Raw genomic sequence first — 15,114 nt, forward strand, 5'->3', positions numbered from 1 at the left:
GCTTATTTATAAAGGTTCAATTCAATAAAATTGTTGGTAGATATTATGCTCTCTCTACCTTCCTTTTCTATTTGTCGCGCCATTTCATCACCGTTGTACGTTTTACCATCGAACGTAACAGATACAGATAACTTTGTATTAGAATTTAAAGTTTGTCTAAAATCTTTCGCAGGATCTTTTTTATAATCTGCCCATAGATTTCTAAATTTTTCTTCGCTTACCAATATTTCTGTGGGAGATTTGCCAAAATTAATTTTTTGATTTAATATTTCGTCGCTTTTTTTAATAGCAATTATATTGAATTGATGATCGCCTTTCGCATCTTCTAATTTTAAAATTAAACCTGGCAAACCAAAAAATCTATACGGCCCATCTTGTATTGGAAGCGCAGTTGCAAACCAAGCAATCCAATTTCTACCTTCCCATTTTGTGGTCGCTTTTTGCACTTTGTAGCCCAAAATTTCATCTTTTTCTGGGGTTATTTTCCAAACCAGTTTATCTTTACTTTCTAGTAGTAAATCTGTAGAACCTATTTCTGTGCGCAAAATCGTCGAAAAATTTGGGTATTTCTTAGTTACAGAAAATTTAACTTTAGCGTTTTTCAGTCCTGTGAAATCAAAATTGGTTTGAGATTTCATATTTGCCTGTTTGAAAGTAGCCGTCATCGTAGAATCGTAAACATACTTTACATAGCTATAAAATTTAGAACCTTCTTTAGAAGTTTCAAGCATCATTACTTCATTTTCCACTTGATCTCGGTTCAGAGAATCCATTTTAAATTTGTAATCATATATAAATTGATTGTTTTGTGCGCTAGCAAAATTTAAAATAAATAAAAATGCGATTGTAAATAATGGTTTCAAATTCATAATTGGAAAATATTCTAGTAAAAATACTTTTTTTTAAAAGAATAGAATTACTTTTTTTTACTAAATTTTTAAACAACTTTCTATTTATAACCCAAAAATTATTTCAAAATTGTATTTTTGTGAAAATTAAGATTTTTTATGGAATTTTTAGATCGTTATCAAGAAATTATTACCGCAGCAATAGAAAAATACAAGTTTAAGGAAAAACCTGTAGAACTTTATGAACCAATGAATTACATTATCGGTCATCGTGGAAAAAGGTTGCGTCCGATAATGGTTCTCATGGCATGTGATCTTTTTGGCGGAGATTTGCAAAAAGCTATAAAACCATCTTTAGCCATAGAATTTTTTCACAATTTCACGCTAATTCATGATGATATTATGGATGAAGCTCCGCTTCGTAGAAATGTACCAACAATTCATACCGTTTATGGTTTGAATACAGGAATTCTTTCTGGAGATGCATTATTACTAAAAGCCTACAAATATTTTGAAGATTTAGAACCAGAATTATTTAAAGCTTGCATTAGAATCTTTACGCATACAGGATTATTACTTTGTGAAGGCCAACAATACGACATCAATTTTGAAGTAAAAGAAGACGTGACGTACAATGATTATATTCGTATGATTACCTACAAAACAGGGATGTTGAGCGCTTGCTCTTTTGAAATAGGAGCATTAATCGCTGGTGCAAATTATGCAAATGCAAAAGCAATCTTTAATTTTGGAAAACATATCGGGATTGCATTCCAAATAATGGACGATTATCTAGATGTTTTTGGTGAACAAGAAAGCTTTGGTAAAAAACATGCCGGAGATATCTACGAAAACAAAAAAACCGTACTTTATCTTCTCGCAAAAGAACATGCAACAGAAGAAGAAGAGAAAGAATTGGACTTTTGGTATTCCAAAAAAACAGACAACATTGATAAAGTTTATGGCGTAGAAAAAATATTCCGCAGAACAAAAGTAGACGAAAAAACATTGCGTTTGGTACAAAAGCACAACGAAATCGCTCAGGAATATTTGCAAAAAATGGATGCTCCAGAAGAAAAAAAGAAACCTTTCATAGAATTGGCGAATTATCTTTTAAGAAGAGATAGTTAAAATAATGAGTTAATTTGAGAATTAGCCAATTTGAAAATTAAATTATCAAAGCATTCTCAAATTTTTACCTTCTCAAATTTTCAAATTTTCACAATTCAAATTAAAAATGAAATTCCGCACAGAAGTAGATATCCCCGTTTCGGATTTTAAAATAGAGACAAACCACGCCATATTTTCCATAGGATCTTGCTTTTCTACAGAAATTTCTAATCTTTTGGCAGATGGGCAATTGCAGGTTTTCAACAATCCTTTTGGAACCTTGTTTAATCCTTTCAGCATCAATAATGCCATAAAAAAAATGCATTCTGGGGAAAAATATACCGAAGAAGATTTGGTACTGTACAAAGATGAGGTGCATTCTTTGGATCATCATTCTTCTTTCACGGCGCAGTTTCCGCATTTGGCATTAGAAAAAATAAATTCAGAAATTGAAAAAGGAAAGCAGTTTCTGCAACAAGCAAATTGGGTAATTATCACTTTGGGAACTTCATTTATTTATGAATTTTTGCCCAAAAATGTTCTGGTAGCGAACTGTCACAAAATTCCTGCAAAATTTTTTAAGAAAAGATTGCTCACTCATGTAGAAATTTGCGAATCAATTTCAGAATCAATTTCATTATTAAAAGACATTTGCAAAGATAATGTTCAGATTTTGTACAGCATTTCGCCAGTTCGACATACGAAAGATGGGATAATAGAAAATACCTGGAGCAAATCTAACTTGATTACAGCATTGCATCAAACCATTTATGCCGAAAAAAATGTGCATTATCTACCAATTTACGAAATAATGATGGACGATTTGCGAGATTATCGTTTTTACAAAGAAGACATGATACACCCGAATTCTCAAGCGATACATTATATTTGGGAAAAGTTTGGGGATGCCTATTTTTCTTCTCAAACAAAAGAATTTATTGCAGAGAGCTTGAAAATAAAACAAAGTTTGCAACATAAACCTTCGGATAGCAAAAGCATCAAATATCTAGAATTTCAGCGAAATTTAGAAATAAAAATGAAAGAACATCAAGCGAAAGTGAAGCACAAGATTTTTAATCTTTAAGATTCTGCCTCACTTTGACAAAGCTTTCAGCGTAAAAATTGTGCTTTGACAAAGTTTAGCACTAATTGTGAAGTGAGTCATTGCGAGGAACAGCCTGTCCCGTTTTATGGTCGGCAAAGCAATCCTTTTTTGGGCAGCTTAATCCGCCTTCCGTTCCCAATCTTTTTGTTCCGCTTCGCTACACAAAAAGGATTTCCACTCAAGTCGGGCTGCTAAATATTGCGTTAGACTTCCGAAAATATAATAACTTTTTCATCAAGTATTTTACATCAATCATCTTTTATCAATAATCAATTATAATGATAGACACGCACACCCATTTATATTCTACAGAATTTAACGAAGACAGAAATTCTATCATTCAGAAAGCAATTGAAGATGGTGTTTTCCATTTTTATTTGCCAGCTATAGATTCGGAAACGCATGAATCTATGTTGAGTTTAGAATCTGAATTTCCTAAAAATATTACAGCAATGATGGGACTTCATCCTTGTTCTGTGAAGCCAGAATCTTGGGAAAAGGAATTGGAAATTGTTAAAAATTATCTAGATAAAAGAGAATTTTGTGCAATTGGCGAAATCGGTATCGATTTATATTGGGATCAATCTACACTAGATATTCAAGTAAAAGCTTTTGAAATTCAGATAGATTGGGCAATTGAAAGAGATATTCCTATCGTAATCCATACCAGAAGCAGTTTTGATGAAGTTTTTGAAGTTTTAGAAAGAAAAAAACATCCAAAATTAAGAGGAATTTTCCACTGTTTTTCTGGTAATTTAGAACAAGCGAAACACGCGATAGATTTGCAATTTTTATTAGGAATAGGAGGAGTTGTCACCTTCAAAAATGGAAAAATAGATCAGTTTTTAAAGGAGATTCCATTAGATAATGTCGTATTAGAAACAGATTCGCCTTATTTGGCACCCGTTCCGCATCGTGGAAAAAGAAATGAAAGTTCTTACGTGAATTTGGTCGCAGAAAAACTGGTAGATATTTACGGTGTTGAATTTTCCGAGATTGATAGAATTACAACGGAAAATGCGGAGAGGATATTTGGAAGAAATTAATTTGTAAAAATTTTCTTTTTTATTAAAAGCGATATCATAGTTGAGAAAGAAATAAAATATAACAACAGTGGAATTTTGAAACCATTGTAATTGAAAAGATGATTAGGAACCTGGTATAACCTACTTAAAATTGGTGATAGCATTAATATGAATGATATTAAAGCAATTGGTACATAATTTTTTAATTTAGTAAAATTTAGGATAATACCAACCAGAGCAAATATCGCAAATAACTGATCGATATTCCCGAAATCAAAAATTGTAAAAAGCAGCCAAAAGAAAAATGGCAGAGCAATCATTGATCCATTTAATATAATTAATGAATAAGAAATTAGCCCAAAATATCGAAGAAAATTAATCATTTTTTATCAATGGCATTTCCAAATCTTCTGCTTTTATATGCACGATTTTTCCCTCTCGCATAACCACCAACGGTGAGTTTTTTTCTTTTTTAAATTTAATTAAATTAACATAAACAAGATTCATTGCTTTTACTAGTTTTTTTTCTAACATTGCAAAGTTTTCGCTTTCATTTTCTGATTTTTTCAATTTCGCTATATTTTCCATTATTAAATAATTTATTTTTATAATATTTTTTTTTATTTTTTATCATTAAATTCTAATTCAAACTCAAATAAATATAACACCTTTCTATTGGAAATTTTTCCAGATTGCCAGTATTTATTTTTTATTTCATCTAAATTCATAACCCGAAAAATTTCCTTACGTAAATCTTTATCATCACTATTTACTGAAATATCTGCAATTTTGTCATTTTTCTCTACACTGAATTTTATTCTCGCTTTTGAAGATTTTTTAATTTTAGTTTGATCAATATTTTTATAAACTAATTCTCTGAATTTATTTATTCCGCCAGCAAATGTTGGAGCTTTTTCAAAAGGATCAAAAAAGCAATTCAGTTTATTTTTCTCACAACTATCAGCAAGTTTTTTGCTTTCTGTCTTTAATTTTGTCAAATATATCTCATCATCTTTTGTGTAAATAGATTCAATTTTTTTTATTGTCGAAATTGATAATCCAAAATTTTGCGATTTACATTGTATTAATATGAAAGTAAAGAGGATCAAGAAAAGTAATTGCTTATTTTTCATTTTTTTAATCAATTTATAGCAAATATACAAATTAGTGGGCATCACATTATTTTTACCAAATAATAATTTTCATTGCTAAATAATTAGTGTTAAATTTAAGACTTATTAAAATTAAAATAAAATTATGAGTTTATACACACAACCAATGCTTCGTGAAGATGCATTAAAAAATAAAGTAGCCATCGTAACTGGCGGAGGTAGCGGTCTTGGAAAAGCAATGACAAAATATTTTTTAGAATTAGGCGCAAAAGTAGTCATCACTTCTAGAAATTTAGAAAAGTTGCAAAATACGGCAAAGGAACTGGAGGAGCAAACTGGCGGAAAAATACTTAGTGTAGCTTGCGATGTAAGAAATTGGGACGAAGTAGAAGCCATGAAAGATGCGGCCATCAAAGAGTTTGGGCAAATAGATATTTTACTAAATAATGCCGCCGGAAATTTTATTTCACCAACAGAAAGGTTGACGCATTCTGCGTTTGATTCTATTTTAGACATCGTTTTGAAAGGCACAAAAAACTGCACACTTTCTATCGGGAAATATTGGATTGATAATAAAATTCCTGGAACGGTACTTAATATTGTAACTACTTATGCTTGGACAGGTTCTGCTTATGTAGTTCCTTCTGCTTGCGCAAAAGCTGGGGTTTTGGCGATGACACGCAGTTTGGCGGTAGAATGGGCGAAATATAATATCAGATTCAATGCAATTGCACCTGGTCCATTTCCTACAAAAGGAGCTTGGGAAAGACTTTTACCAGGAGATTTAGCAGAAAAATTTGACATGAGAAAAAAAGTTCCGTTGAGAAGAGTAGGAGAACATCAAGAATTGGCAAATCTTGCAGCCTATTTGGTTTCAGATTTTTCTGCTTACGTGAATGGAGAAGTAGTAACTATTGATGGTGGAGAATGGCTTCAAGGAGCAGGAGAATTTAATATGCTGGAAGCAATTCCGCAAGAAATGTGGGATCAAATGGAAGCGATGATACGTGCGAAAAAGAATTCGTAGAATTTTATGCCGACTAATTATACTTACCCTTTCAGCCTTCCAAAGCATGAAAGGGTTTTTTATTGGTTAAAATAATGTTAATATTTAATATAAAAATTTTTTTCACAAATAATATATTCAATTTTGCGTTTCAATGCAAAATATTTAAAATTTATCAAAAATGAAAACACTATTTTCAATCTTTGCTTTCCTATTTTTTTTAGGATTTACAAATGCACAAACTCGTTTTGAATTAGCAAAAAAAACAGCATTGGAAAAGAATGAATTAATTTTGCTCAATTTTTCTGGTTCAGATTGGTGTATTCCCTGTATAAAATTGCATAAAAATATTATTGAATCTGATGATTTCAAAAAATTGACAAACGATGGTGTAATTGTATATCTCAATGCAGATTTTCCAAGAAATAAAAAAAATCAAATTGCTGCAAATCTTAAAAAGGAAAATACTGCTCTTGCAGATCAATACAATGCTAAAGGTTTGTTTCCTCTGACACTTTTATTGAATGCTGATGGAAAAATCTTGAAAACTTGGGAAGGTTTACCAACCGAAGATGCGAAATCTTTTACACAAGAAATTTTAGCTTTTTACCATAAAAAGTAAATAAAAGTGCAGAAAGTATTCCGAAAATCTCAAAAATTAATGGGAAATATTTTTGAAATCACTGTCGTAAATGATGATGAAAATATGGCTTTTGAACATATAGAAACCGCTATTTCGGAAATTCAAAGAATAGAAATTTTGCTTACTACTTTTAATGAAATTAGCCAAACAAATCTCATCAACAAAAATGCTGGAATTGATTATGTAGAAGTAGATGCAGCAGTTTTTCAATTGATAGAACGAAGTTTAAAAATCAGCCAAATTACAGATGGTTTTTTCGATATTTCTTATGGCGGAATAGATAAAACGTTTTGGAATTTTGATAGAGAAATGCAGCAACTTCCAAATCCAGAATTGATAAAAAATCAACTAAAATTAGTGAATTATAAAAATATACTTTTAAACCATGAAAACAATTCAGTTTTATTGAAAGAAAAAGGAATGAGAATTGGTTTCGGAGGTATTGGTAAAGGATATGCAGCAGAAATGGCAAAAAATATTTTACAAAGAAGAGGTGTTGTTTCTGGTATTGTAAATGCTTCCGGAGATCTTACAACTTGGGGAACTCAAGCAGATGGAAAACCTTGGACTATAGGAATTGCAGATCCAGAAAATGCAACTTTGCCATTTTCATACCTTAATATTACCGATACTTCTATCGCAACTTCTGGTAATTACGAGAAATTTGTAATCATCGATGGCAAAAAATATTCTCATACCATCAATCCAAAAACTGGAATTCCAATTTCCGGAATCAAAAGTGTTACGATTATTTGTCCAAACGCAGAAATTGCAGATGCAATGGCAACACCTGTCGGGATTATGGAAACAAAAGACGCACTAAATCTCATAAATCAAATTCATCAAGTAGAATGCATCATCATTGATGACAAAAATAAAATTCATTCATCTAAAAATATTAATTTCAAATGAAAAAAATTGGGCTGAAATTAGCAATCGGATTTTTCTTTTTTTCTTTAATTCACTCTTGCACGGTTGTGAAAGAATATGAAAAAAATAAACTAAATGATGCCGAAATGGCACTTGGAAATAGGACAATAGAAAAAACAGAACTCAACTTTCAATCGTATAGGGAAGGATCTTCTGGTGCAAATGCAGGAAAAGTTGGTGGTGGTTGCGGTTGTAACTAATAGAGTTCTAAATTTTATATTTTTAAATAATGAAAAAAATATTCATCAGTATCATTGCGCTTTTCGGCATCTTTAACGCAAAAGCACAAGAGAATACCAATTCTGAACCTTCAAAAAAATTAACTTTAGAAGAGGTAAACCTTGTATCAAGTTATTATAAACAAGATGGCAATAATTCTGCAGTTACAGGTGGAATTGGTTCAGAAAAACTAACAGATATTTCCAATTCTATTGATGTAGTTTTAGTGAAAAACGACAGTAAATTAAGGAAAAATAAATTCACTTTTGATCTTGGTATCGATCATTATACTTCCGCATCTTCAGATCAAATAGATTTAAAAGCAAATTCTTCCGCTTCAAGTGCAGACACAAGATTTTATCCTTCTCTTGGATGGAGCAGAGAAAATGAAACCAAAGGAAGTACAATAATGGCAGGAGTTTCTTATTCCGGAGAGTTTGATTATCAATCTATTGGAGCAAATATTGGTTTTTCTCAAAAAACGCCAAACAAAATGGGAGAGTTTACTGCAAAATTTCAAACTTTTCAAGATCAAGTTACTTTAATTGCACCAATCGAATTAAGGACAGGAAACTCAAATGGTGGGGAACATGATAATTACGGAACGAGTGGTAGAAGTACATACGCAGTTTCTTTATCGTATTCGCAAATTATCAATCATAATTTTCAGGTTGAATTGATGACGGATGCAGTGCAACAAACTGGGTATTTAAGTTTGCCATTTCATCGTGTTTATTTTAATGATAATACGGTTCATCAAGAAAATTTACCCAATAAAAGATTTAAACTACCGATAGGCATTCGAGCCAATTATTTTTTGGGCGATCAATTTATTTTTAAAACATATTACAGATATTACACCGATAATTGGGGTTTGAAATCTCAAACATTTAATATAGAAGCACCTGTGAAAATTTCGCCATTTGTTTCTGTAAGCCCTTTTTACAGGTATTATACGCAAACAGGAACCAAATATTTTTCGCCATATCAAGAGCATACCGCATTTGATGATTTTTATACCAGCAACTACGATTTATCTACATTTAATAGTAATTTTTATGGAGCAGGAATCCGTTTTAATCCAAAAAACGGCTTGTTTGGAGTATCAAGATTGAATATGCTTGAAATAAGATATGGACATTACACCAAATCTATCGGCATGAAATCGAATATTATTTCTTTAAATTTAAGGTTTAAGTAAAATTTGTTTTTAAGTAGGGAAACATATAAAAAATAATTTTAACTTGTAACAAATATAGTAGTACTTCATACTTATCCCTAAATAAATCTATCCAATGAAATTAAATTTTTCAAAACCATTTTTGGCTATTGCAATCGCTTTTTCTAGCGTTGCTTTTGCACAAGAAACTGCTTCTAAATATGATTATACAGAAGCGTTTAGTAATAATTTTTACCAAAATAATGCTACAGAAACAAGATCTGCAAGCGGACAACCTGGTCATAATTATTGGCAAAATAGGGCAGACTACAAATTGGTAGCTAGTCTAAACGATGCTAAAAAGGAAATTACCGCATCAGCAGAAATTACTTATAAAAATAACAGTTTTGATGATTTAGGATTTCTTTGGTTGCAAATGGATCAGAACTTATTTAAAAAAGATTCTCGCGGAAACGCCGTAATCCCAACTGGTGGAAGTAGAAATGGAGCTAAAGGTCAAGAATTTGATGGTGGTTACACAATTTCCAGCATAGAAATTTTATCCCAAAATGGGAAAGCTACAAAAGTAAGTCCAAAATATACTGTTGTAGATACCAGAATGCAAGTAGATTTGCCGCAAGATTTAAAATCTAAAGGTGGCGAAATTGTATTAAAAATAAATTATTCTTTCGTTTCGCCAGATTACGGATCTGATAGAATGGGAGTTGAACCTACTAAAAATGGTAAAATTTTCACCATAGCACAATGGTTTCCAAGAATGTGTGTGTATGATGATGTGATGGGTTGGAATACACTTCCTTACCTTGGTGCAGGAGAATTTTATCTAGAATATGGAAATGTAACTGCGGAAATCACCGTTCCTTCCAATCAATATGTAGTTGCTTCGGGAGAATTATTAAATCCAAAAGACGTCTACAGTTCTTCAGAAATCAGCAAGTGGGATGCAGCAAAAAATAGCGATAAAACAGTGATAATCCGTTCTGCAGAAGATGCAAATGCTACAAAATCTGCAAGTGGTACAAAAACTTGGAAATTTAAAATAGAAAATACACGTGATTTTGCATGGGCTTCTTCCGCAGCTTTTATGTTGGATGCAGCAAGAATTAATTTACCTGATGGTAAGAAATCTTTAGCTATTTCTGCGTATCCAGTTGAAAGTATGGGAGATGCAGCATGGGGAAGATCTACAGAATATACGAAGTATTCCATAGAAAATATGTCTAAAAGATGGTATCCGTACACCTATCCTAATGCTACAAACGTTGCAGGAAATGAAGGTGGAATGGAATATCCAGGTATCGTTTTTTGTAATTTAAATTCTAAAGGTGCAGAGCTTTGGGGAGTTACAGATCATGAATTTGGTCACAATTGGTTTCCAATGATTGTGGGCTCCAACGAAAGAAAATATGCTTGGATGGATGAAGGTTTCAATACTTTTATCAATAGTGTTTCTGGCGAAGATTTTAATAAAGGAGAATATGCAGACCGTCAAACTTTAGGTCCATCTGCACCAATGTTGATGAGCGATAGATTAGAACCTGTGAGTACAGCTCCAGATAATTTAAAAGAAGCGAATTTAGGTATTCTAGCATACTACAAACCAGCAGCTGGTCTGCAAATGTTGAGAGAAACAGTGCTTGGAAAAGATAGATTTGATAAAGCCTTCAAAACATACATCAGCAGATGGGCATTCAAACATCCACAACCAGAAGATTTTTATCGCACGATGGAAAATGTAGCTGGTGAAGAATTATCTTGGTTTTGGAATGGATGGTTTATTAAAAACTGGAAGGTAGATCAAGCGGTAGATGCTGTGAAATACGTGAACGGAGATTACAAAAAAGGTGCAGTCATTTCCATTTCGAATATGGAGCAAATGCCAATGCCAGTAGATGTTCAAATAAAATATGCAGATGGAACTATGGACAATAAAACACTGCCTGTAGAAATTTGGAAGAGAAATAAATCTTGGAATTTTGAGATCAATTCTACCAAAGAAATTGCATCTGTAATATTAGATCCAAACGGAAACTTACCAGACGTAAATAGAAAAAATAACAAATGGACGTCTGATAAATTAGTAAAAATTGATCCGATAAAGATTTCAGATTATACTGGGAAATTTAGCAGCGCAGCATTGCCAATTAAAATTGAAATGAAGGAAGATGGTGGAAAATTGATGGCGCAAGCTACTGGACAATCCGCTTTTCCACTAGAATATCTAGGTGCAAACAAATTTAGTTTTGAGCAGGCAGGAATAGAAATTCAATTCAATGCAGACAAAAAAGGTTTCAGCATTTTGCAAAGTGGTACAGATTTTAAATTTACAAAAGACTAAATTTTAATTTTTAAATATTACAAAACTTCTTCAGAAATGGAGAAGTTTTTTTATGGCAGCTTAATCCGCCTTTCGGTCCCAAAACGAAGAACGAGTTACAATAATTCAAATAAAAAAATGAAAATAGAATCAATCTTTTTATTTAGTGCAAAAAATAAAAAGGATTTCCACTCAAGACGGGCTGCGAAAGAGACCAAGATAGAAATTGAAACGATTATAAAGAAGTTTATCTCAATCATTCAAACCTTTGCCAGCTAATATTTTAGGAATATACTTTTCAATTCTATCAACTCTGGTTTTAGATTGTTTCGCAGTAGAAAAATACAATAGATAAGCGCGCTGTCTTCCAGGTGTTAGTTTTTCAAAAGCCATTTTTAAAGTTTCATCTAGATGGAAATAATCCGTCAATTCTTCTGGAATTTCAAACTCTTTAGTCTTTTTTAAAACTACCTTCTCGCCAGATTTTTCTACGTTAATGGCTTCTTGGAAGTATTCGCCAAAAGTTTTTTCAAAATTTTTTATTTCTTCTAAATTTTTAAATCTCATTTGCTTTGCCGATTGCACATTTTCACTTTGCTGAATTAATATCTTTTCAGAATCCTTCATCAAAGCACCTTTAAAAAATAAAATAGCACAATATTCTTTAAAATGATGAATTAAAAAAACGTTTTTCCCTTTTAAAGTATAGCAAGGGCAACCCCATTTCAACTCTTCTTCTAAACCAGATTTTAAGGCGATTTTTCGCAATTCTATTATTTCTGCTTGAAATTTAGAATCCTTTTCGAAGTAGAAATTAGCTTTTGCATTCATTGGTTTGAAATTTTAAACTAAATTAATGAAATATTATAAATTAAATCTGTACAGATCTGCGAGCAAAAAATCAAAAAAAATCCGCCTCGAAAATTCTCGAGACGGATCACAACAAAAAACTTAGTATGAAAAAAAACTATGTTAAATTTTACGCAATTGGTCGAAAAACCAAACCACTTTCTACAAAATAATCCAGCGTAATTCTATCGCCATCATTCACATTTCCTGCCAGAATTTCTTTGGAAAGTTTATTTAAAACTTCCTGTTGAAGCACTCTTTTTAATGGTCTAGCTCCAAAACTTGGTTCGTAACCTTTCTCTGTGATGTAAGCAATTGCATCTTCTGTAGCCGTTAAAATGATGCCTCTACTTGCCAACATTTTGTTAAATCCTTTCAATTGAAATTGAACAATTTTACCAATTTCTTTTTTAGTTAACGGTTGGAATAAAACCGTTTCATCAATTCTATTCAAAAATTCTGGACGAAGCGTTTGTTTAAGTAATGCAAATACTTCGGTTTTCGTTTTTTCGACAATTTGAAACTGATTTTCTTCCGTCAAATTTTCAAAATTCTCTTGGATAATATGCGAACCTAAATTGGACGTCATAATGATGATGGAGTTTTTAAAATTCACCACTCTTCCTTTATTATCCGTCAATCTTCCATCATCCAAAACCTGCAAAAGTGTATTGAAAACATCGGGATGCGCTTTTTCAATTTCGTCTAAAAGCACCACAGAATAAGGTCTTCTTCGCACGGCTTCCGTCAATTGTCCACCTTCATCATAGCCCACATATCCTGGAGGAGCACCAACCAACCTGCTTACAGAATGTCGTTCTTGATATTCACTCATATCAATTCTCGTCATATTGTTTTCATCGTCAAATAGATATTCTGCCAATGCTTTTGCTAATTCTGTTTTTCCAACTCCGGTTGTTCCTAAAAATAAAAAAGAACCAATTGGTTTTTTTTCATCGTTCAAACCTGCTCTGTTTCTACGGATAGCATCTGCAATAGATTCTATCGCTTCTTCTTGTCCTACCACTCTTTTGTGAAGTTCGTCTTCCAAATGCAAGAGTTTTTCTCTTTCAGATTGAATGAGTTTGGTTACCGGAATTCCTGTCCATTTAGAAATAACTTCAGAGATGTCTTCTGCAGTAACCTCTTCTTTTATAAGTTCATTTTGATGATTTTGCATTTCGAGTTCTAATTTATGCAAATCATCTTCTTTCTCTTTTATTTTGCCATATTGAATTTCGGCCACTCTAGCATAATTTCCTGCTCTAGATTCACGTTCAGCTTCTAATTTCAAAGCTTCAATTTCATTTTTTATAGCGGTTAAATCTTCAGATTTTTGTTTTTCTTTCAACCATTTTGCGTTGATTTCGTTTCGCTGTTCAGAAATTTTAGAAATATCTTCTTTTAAATGATTAATTCTAATGGTATTTCCCTCGCTAGAAATTGCTGCCAATTCTATTTCCATTTGAATGAGTTTCCGATCCAAAACATCCAATTCTTCTGGTTTAGAATTAATTTCCATTCTCAATTTTGCAGATGCTTCATCAATTAAATCGATGGCTTTGTCTGGTAAAAATCGATCAGATATATAGCGTTGAGATTGCTCTACTGCCGCAATGATTGCTTCATCTTTAATACGAACTTTGTGGTGAGCTTCATATTTATCTTTAATTCCACGTAAAATAGAAATCGCAGATTCTGTATCTGGTTCTTCTACCATCACTTTTTGGAAACGTCTTTCTAAGGCTTTATCTTTTTCAAAATATTTTTGATATTCATTTAAAGTGGTCGCTCCAATTGCTCTTAATTCTCCACGAGCCAAAGCTGGTTTCAAAATATTTGCGGCATCCATTGCACCTTCTCCACCTCCTGCTCCAACCAAAGTATGGATTTCATCGATGAAGAGAATTATTTGTCCATCGGAATTGGTAACTTCATTGATCACGGCTTTTAAGCGTTCTTCAAACTCACCTTTGTATTTTGCACCAGCAATTAAAGCACCCATATCCAAAGAATACAAGGTTTTATTTTGCAAATTTTCGGGAATATCGCCGGAAATAATTCGGTGCGCAATACCTTCTGCAATCGCAGTTTTACCAACTCCTGGTTCGCCAATTAAAATTGGATTATTTTTCGTTCTTCTGGATAAAATTTGCAAAACTCTGCGAATTTCTTCATCTCTTCCAATTACAGGATCTAGTTTTCCAGCAGCGGCGAGTTCATTGAAGTTTTTGGCGTATTTATTTAGTGCTTGAAAAGTTTCTTCCGAGCTTGCGGAAGTAGCTTTAGAACCTTTTCGAAGTTCATTAATGGCCATTTCCAAGCCTTTTTTCGTAATTCCAAAATCTTTCAACATTCTAGAAACTTCTGATTTTGTTTCCAAAAGAGCCAACCACAAATGTTCGATCGTCACAAATTCGTCGCCCATTTTTTTGGCTATGTTTGGAGCATCAAGTAAGACTTTATTCATGGATTGAGAGAGATAAATGTTTCCACCTTCTACTTTCGGTAGTTTCTCTAAATTTTCTCGGTTTCTTTCTCTCACTAAATTTAATTCTGCTTCAGATTTTTTCATTAGAAAGTCAGAAATATTCTCATCTATTTGAAAAATTCCTTCCAAAAGATGTTGAGGTTCTATTTGTTGGTTGCCAAATTCCATAGCGATTTGTTGCGCTTTTTGTATGGCTTCTTGTGATTTTGTGGTGTATTGATTTAAGTTCATTGTATTTATTTTTATATTATTATTGCATCAAAAGTCATACAATTTAAA

At 32.3% G+C, this 15,114-nt stretch carries 14 protein-coding genes; 9 read left to right on the forward strand and 5 right to left on the reverse strand.

Going from position 1 to position 15,114, the window contains the following annotated elements; all coding sequences use genetic code 11:
- Nucleotides 1–2 precede the first annotated feature (2 nt).
- Nucleotides 3–869 (reverse strand): GLPGLI family protein, encoded by an 867-nt coding sequence (locus HNQ03_RS07615; RefSeq protein ID WP_173779081.1) that lies wholly within the window; start codon nucleotides 867–869, stop codon nucleotides 3–5.
- 138 nt (nucleotides 870–1,007) lie between these two features.
- Here HNQ03_RS07615 and HNQ03_RS07620 point away from each other — a divergent pair, with 138 nt between their 5' ends.
- The 3 genes from HNQ03_RS07620 to HNQ03_RS07630 all read left to right on the forward strand — a co-directional run bounded on the left by HNQ03_RS07620 (nucleotide 1,008) and on the right by HNQ03_RS07630 (nucleotide 4,109).
- On the forward strand, nucleotides 1,008–1,979 hold the full coding sequence (locus tag HNQ03_RS07620) for a polyprenyl synthetase family protein (protein WP_173779082.1): 972 nt from the start codon (nucleotides 1,008–1,010) through the stop codon (nucleotides 1,977–1,979).
- A 106-nt stretch (nucleotides 1,980–2,085) separates the two neighbouring features.
- Nucleotides 2,086–3,042 carry a GSCFA domain-containing protein gene (locus tag HNQ03_RS07625; protein WP_173779083.1) on the forward strand — a complete coding sequence of 319 codons (957 nt, stop codon included), beginning with the start codon at nucleotides 2,086–2,088 and terminating at the stop codon, nucleotides 3,040–3,042.
- A 299-nt stretch (nucleotides 3,043–3,341) separates the two neighbouring features.
- Nucleotides 3,342–4,109 carry a TatD family hydrolase gene (locus HNQ03_RS07630; RefSeq protein WP_173779084.1) on the forward strand — a complete coding sequence of 256 codons (768 nt, stop codon included), beginning with the start codon at nucleotides 3,342–3,344 and terminating at the stop codon, nucleotides 4,107–4,109.
- Between the two features lie 354 nt (nucleotides 4,110–4,463).
- Here the strand turns inward: HNQ03_RS07630 and HNQ03_RS07635 are convergent, their stop codons facing one another.
- Complete coding sequence (locus HNQ03_RS07635) at nucleotides 4,464–4,658, reverse strand: hypothetical protein (RefSeq protein ID WP_173779036.1); 195 nt, start codon at nucleotides 4,656–4,658, stop codon at nucleotides 4,464–4,466.
- A gap of 50 nt (nucleotides 4,659–4,708) precedes the next feature.
- Complete coding sequence (locus tag HNQ03_RS07640; RefSeq protein WP_173779085.1) at nucleotides 4,709–5,221, reverse strand: hypothetical protein; 513 nt, start codon at nucleotides 5,219–5,221, stop codon at nucleotides 4,709–4,711.
- 124 nt (nucleotides 5,222–5,345) lie between these two features.
- On the opposite strand from HNQ03_RS07640, the gene HNQ03_RS07645 reads away from it, so the two are divergent.
- The 6 genes from HNQ03_RS07645 to HNQ03_RS07670 all read left to right on the forward strand — a co-directional run bounded on the left by HNQ03_RS07645 (nucleotide 5,346) and on the right by HNQ03_RS07670 (nucleotide 11,516).
- Nucleotides 5,346–6,227 (forward strand): SDR family oxidoreductase, encoded by an 882-nt coding sequence (locus HNQ03_RS07645; protein ID WP_173779086.1) that lies wholly within the window; start codon nucleotides 5,346–5,348, stop codon nucleotides 6,225–6,227.
- Between the two features lie 160 nt (nucleotides 6,228–6,387).
- Nucleotides 6,388–6,828, forward strand: a complete 441-nt coding sequence (locus HNQ03_RS07650; protein WP_173779087.1) for a thioredoxin family protein — start codon at nucleotides 6,388–6,390, stop codon at nucleotides 6,826–6,828.
- A 39-nt stretch (nucleotides 6,829–6,867) separates the two neighbouring features.
- A complete protein-coding gene (locus HNQ03_RS07655) occupies nucleotides 6,868–7,761 on the forward strand; it encodes an FAD:protein FMN transferase (protein ID WP_194305170.1) in 894 nt (297 codons plus the stop codon).
- On the forward strand, nucleotides 7,758–7,979 hold the full coding sequence (locus HNQ03_RS07660) for a DUF4266 domain-containing protein (RefSeq protein ID WP_173779089.1): 222 nt from the start codon (nucleotides 7,758–7,760) through the stop codon (nucleotides 7,977–7,979). Before HNQ03_RS07655 ends, HNQ03_RS07660 begins: the two co-directional genes overlap by 4 nt.
- Nucleotides 7,980–8,008: 29 nt before the next feature.
- Nucleotides 8,009–9,199, forward strand: a complete 1,191-nt coding sequence (locus tag HNQ03_RS07665; RefSeq protein WP_173779090.1) for a DUF3570 domain-containing protein — start codon at nucleotides 8,009–8,011, stop codon at nucleotides 9,197–9,199.
- A gap of 94 nt (nucleotides 9,200–9,293) precedes the next feature.
- Complete coding sequence (locus tag HNQ03_RS07670; RefSeq protein ID WP_173779091.1) at nucleotides 9,294–11,516, forward strand: M1 family metallopeptidase; 2,223 nt, start codon at nucleotides 9,294–9,296, stop codon at nucleotides 11,514–11,516.
- A 231-nt stretch (nucleotides 11,517–11,747) separates the two neighbouring features.
- Here the strand turns inward: HNQ03_RS07670 and HNQ03_RS07675 are convergent, their stop codons facing one another.
- Nucleotides 11,748–12,326, reverse strand: coding sequence for a YdeI/OmpD-associated family protein (locus tag HNQ03_RS07675; protein WP_173779092.1), 579 nt, complete (start codon nucleotides 12,324–12,326; stop codon nucleotides 11,748–11,750).
- 148 nt (nucleotides 12,327–12,474) lie between these two features.
- Nucleotides 12,475–15,066, reverse strand: coding sequence for an ATP-dependent chaperone ClpB (clpB, locus tag HNQ03_RS07680; protein ID WP_173779093.1), 2,592 nt, complete (start codon nucleotides 15,064–15,066; stop codon nucleotides 12,475–12,477).
- Nucleotides 15,067–15,114: the final 48 nt, after the last annotated feature.

The sequence above is a fragment of the Frigoriflavimonas asaccharolytica genome (assembly GCF_013294015.1).
GTDB classification, from domain to species: domain Bacteria; phylum Bacteroidota; class Bacteroidia; order Flavobacteriales; family Weeksellaceae; genus Frigoriflavimonas; species Frigoriflavimonas asaccharolytica.

Coding starts and splice junctions, on each gene's coding strand:
- HNQ03_RS07615 (WP_173779081.1), bottom strand. CDS start 869: ATGAATTTGAAACCATTATTTACAATCGCATTTTTATTTATTTTAAAT.
- HNQ03_RS07620 (WP_173779082.1), top strand. CDS start 1,008: ATGGAATTTTTAGATCGTTATCAAGAAATTATTACCGCAGCAATAGAA.
- HNQ03_RS07625 (WP_173779083.1), top strand. CDS start 2,086: ATGAAATTCCGCACAGAAGTAGATATCCCCGTTTCGGATTTTAAAATA.
- HNQ03_RS07630 (WP_173779084.1), top strand. CDS start 3,342: ATGATAGACACGCACACCCATTTATATTCTACAGAATTTAACGAAGAC.
- HNQ03_RS07640 (WP_173779085.1), bottom strand. CDS start 5,221: ATGAAAAATAAGCAATTACTTTTCTTGATCCTCTTTACTTTCATATTA.
- HNQ03_RS07645 (WP_173779086.1), top strand. CDS start 5,346: ATGAGTTTATACACACAACCAATGCTTCGTGAAGATGCATTAAAAAAT.
- HNQ03_RS07650 (WP_173779087.1), top strand. CDS start 6,388: ATGAAAACACTATTTTCAATCTTTGCTTTCCTATTTTTTTTAGGATTT.
- HNQ03_RS07655 (WP_194305170.1), top strand. CDS start 6,868: ATGGGAAATATTTTTGAAATCACTGTCGTAAATGATGATGAAAATATG.
- HNQ03_RS07660 (WP_173779089.1), top strand. CDS start 7,758: ATGAAAAAAATTGGGCTGAAATTAGCAATCGGATTTTTCTTTTTTTCT.
- HNQ03_RS07665 (WP_173779090.1), top strand. CDS start 8,009: ATGAAAAAAATATTCATCAGTATCATTGCGCTTTTCGGCATCTTTAAC.
- HNQ03_RS07670 (WP_173779091.1), top strand. CDS start 9,294: ATGAAATTAAATTTTTCAAAACCATTTTTGGCTATTGCAATCGCTTTT.
- HNQ03_RS07675 (WP_173779092.1), bottom strand. CDS start 12,326: ATGAATGCAAAAGCTAATTTCTACTTCGAAAAGGATTCTAAATTTCAA.
- clpB (WP_173779093.1), bottom strand. CDS start 15,066: ATGAACTTAAATCAATACACCACAAAATCACAAGAAGCCATACAAAAA.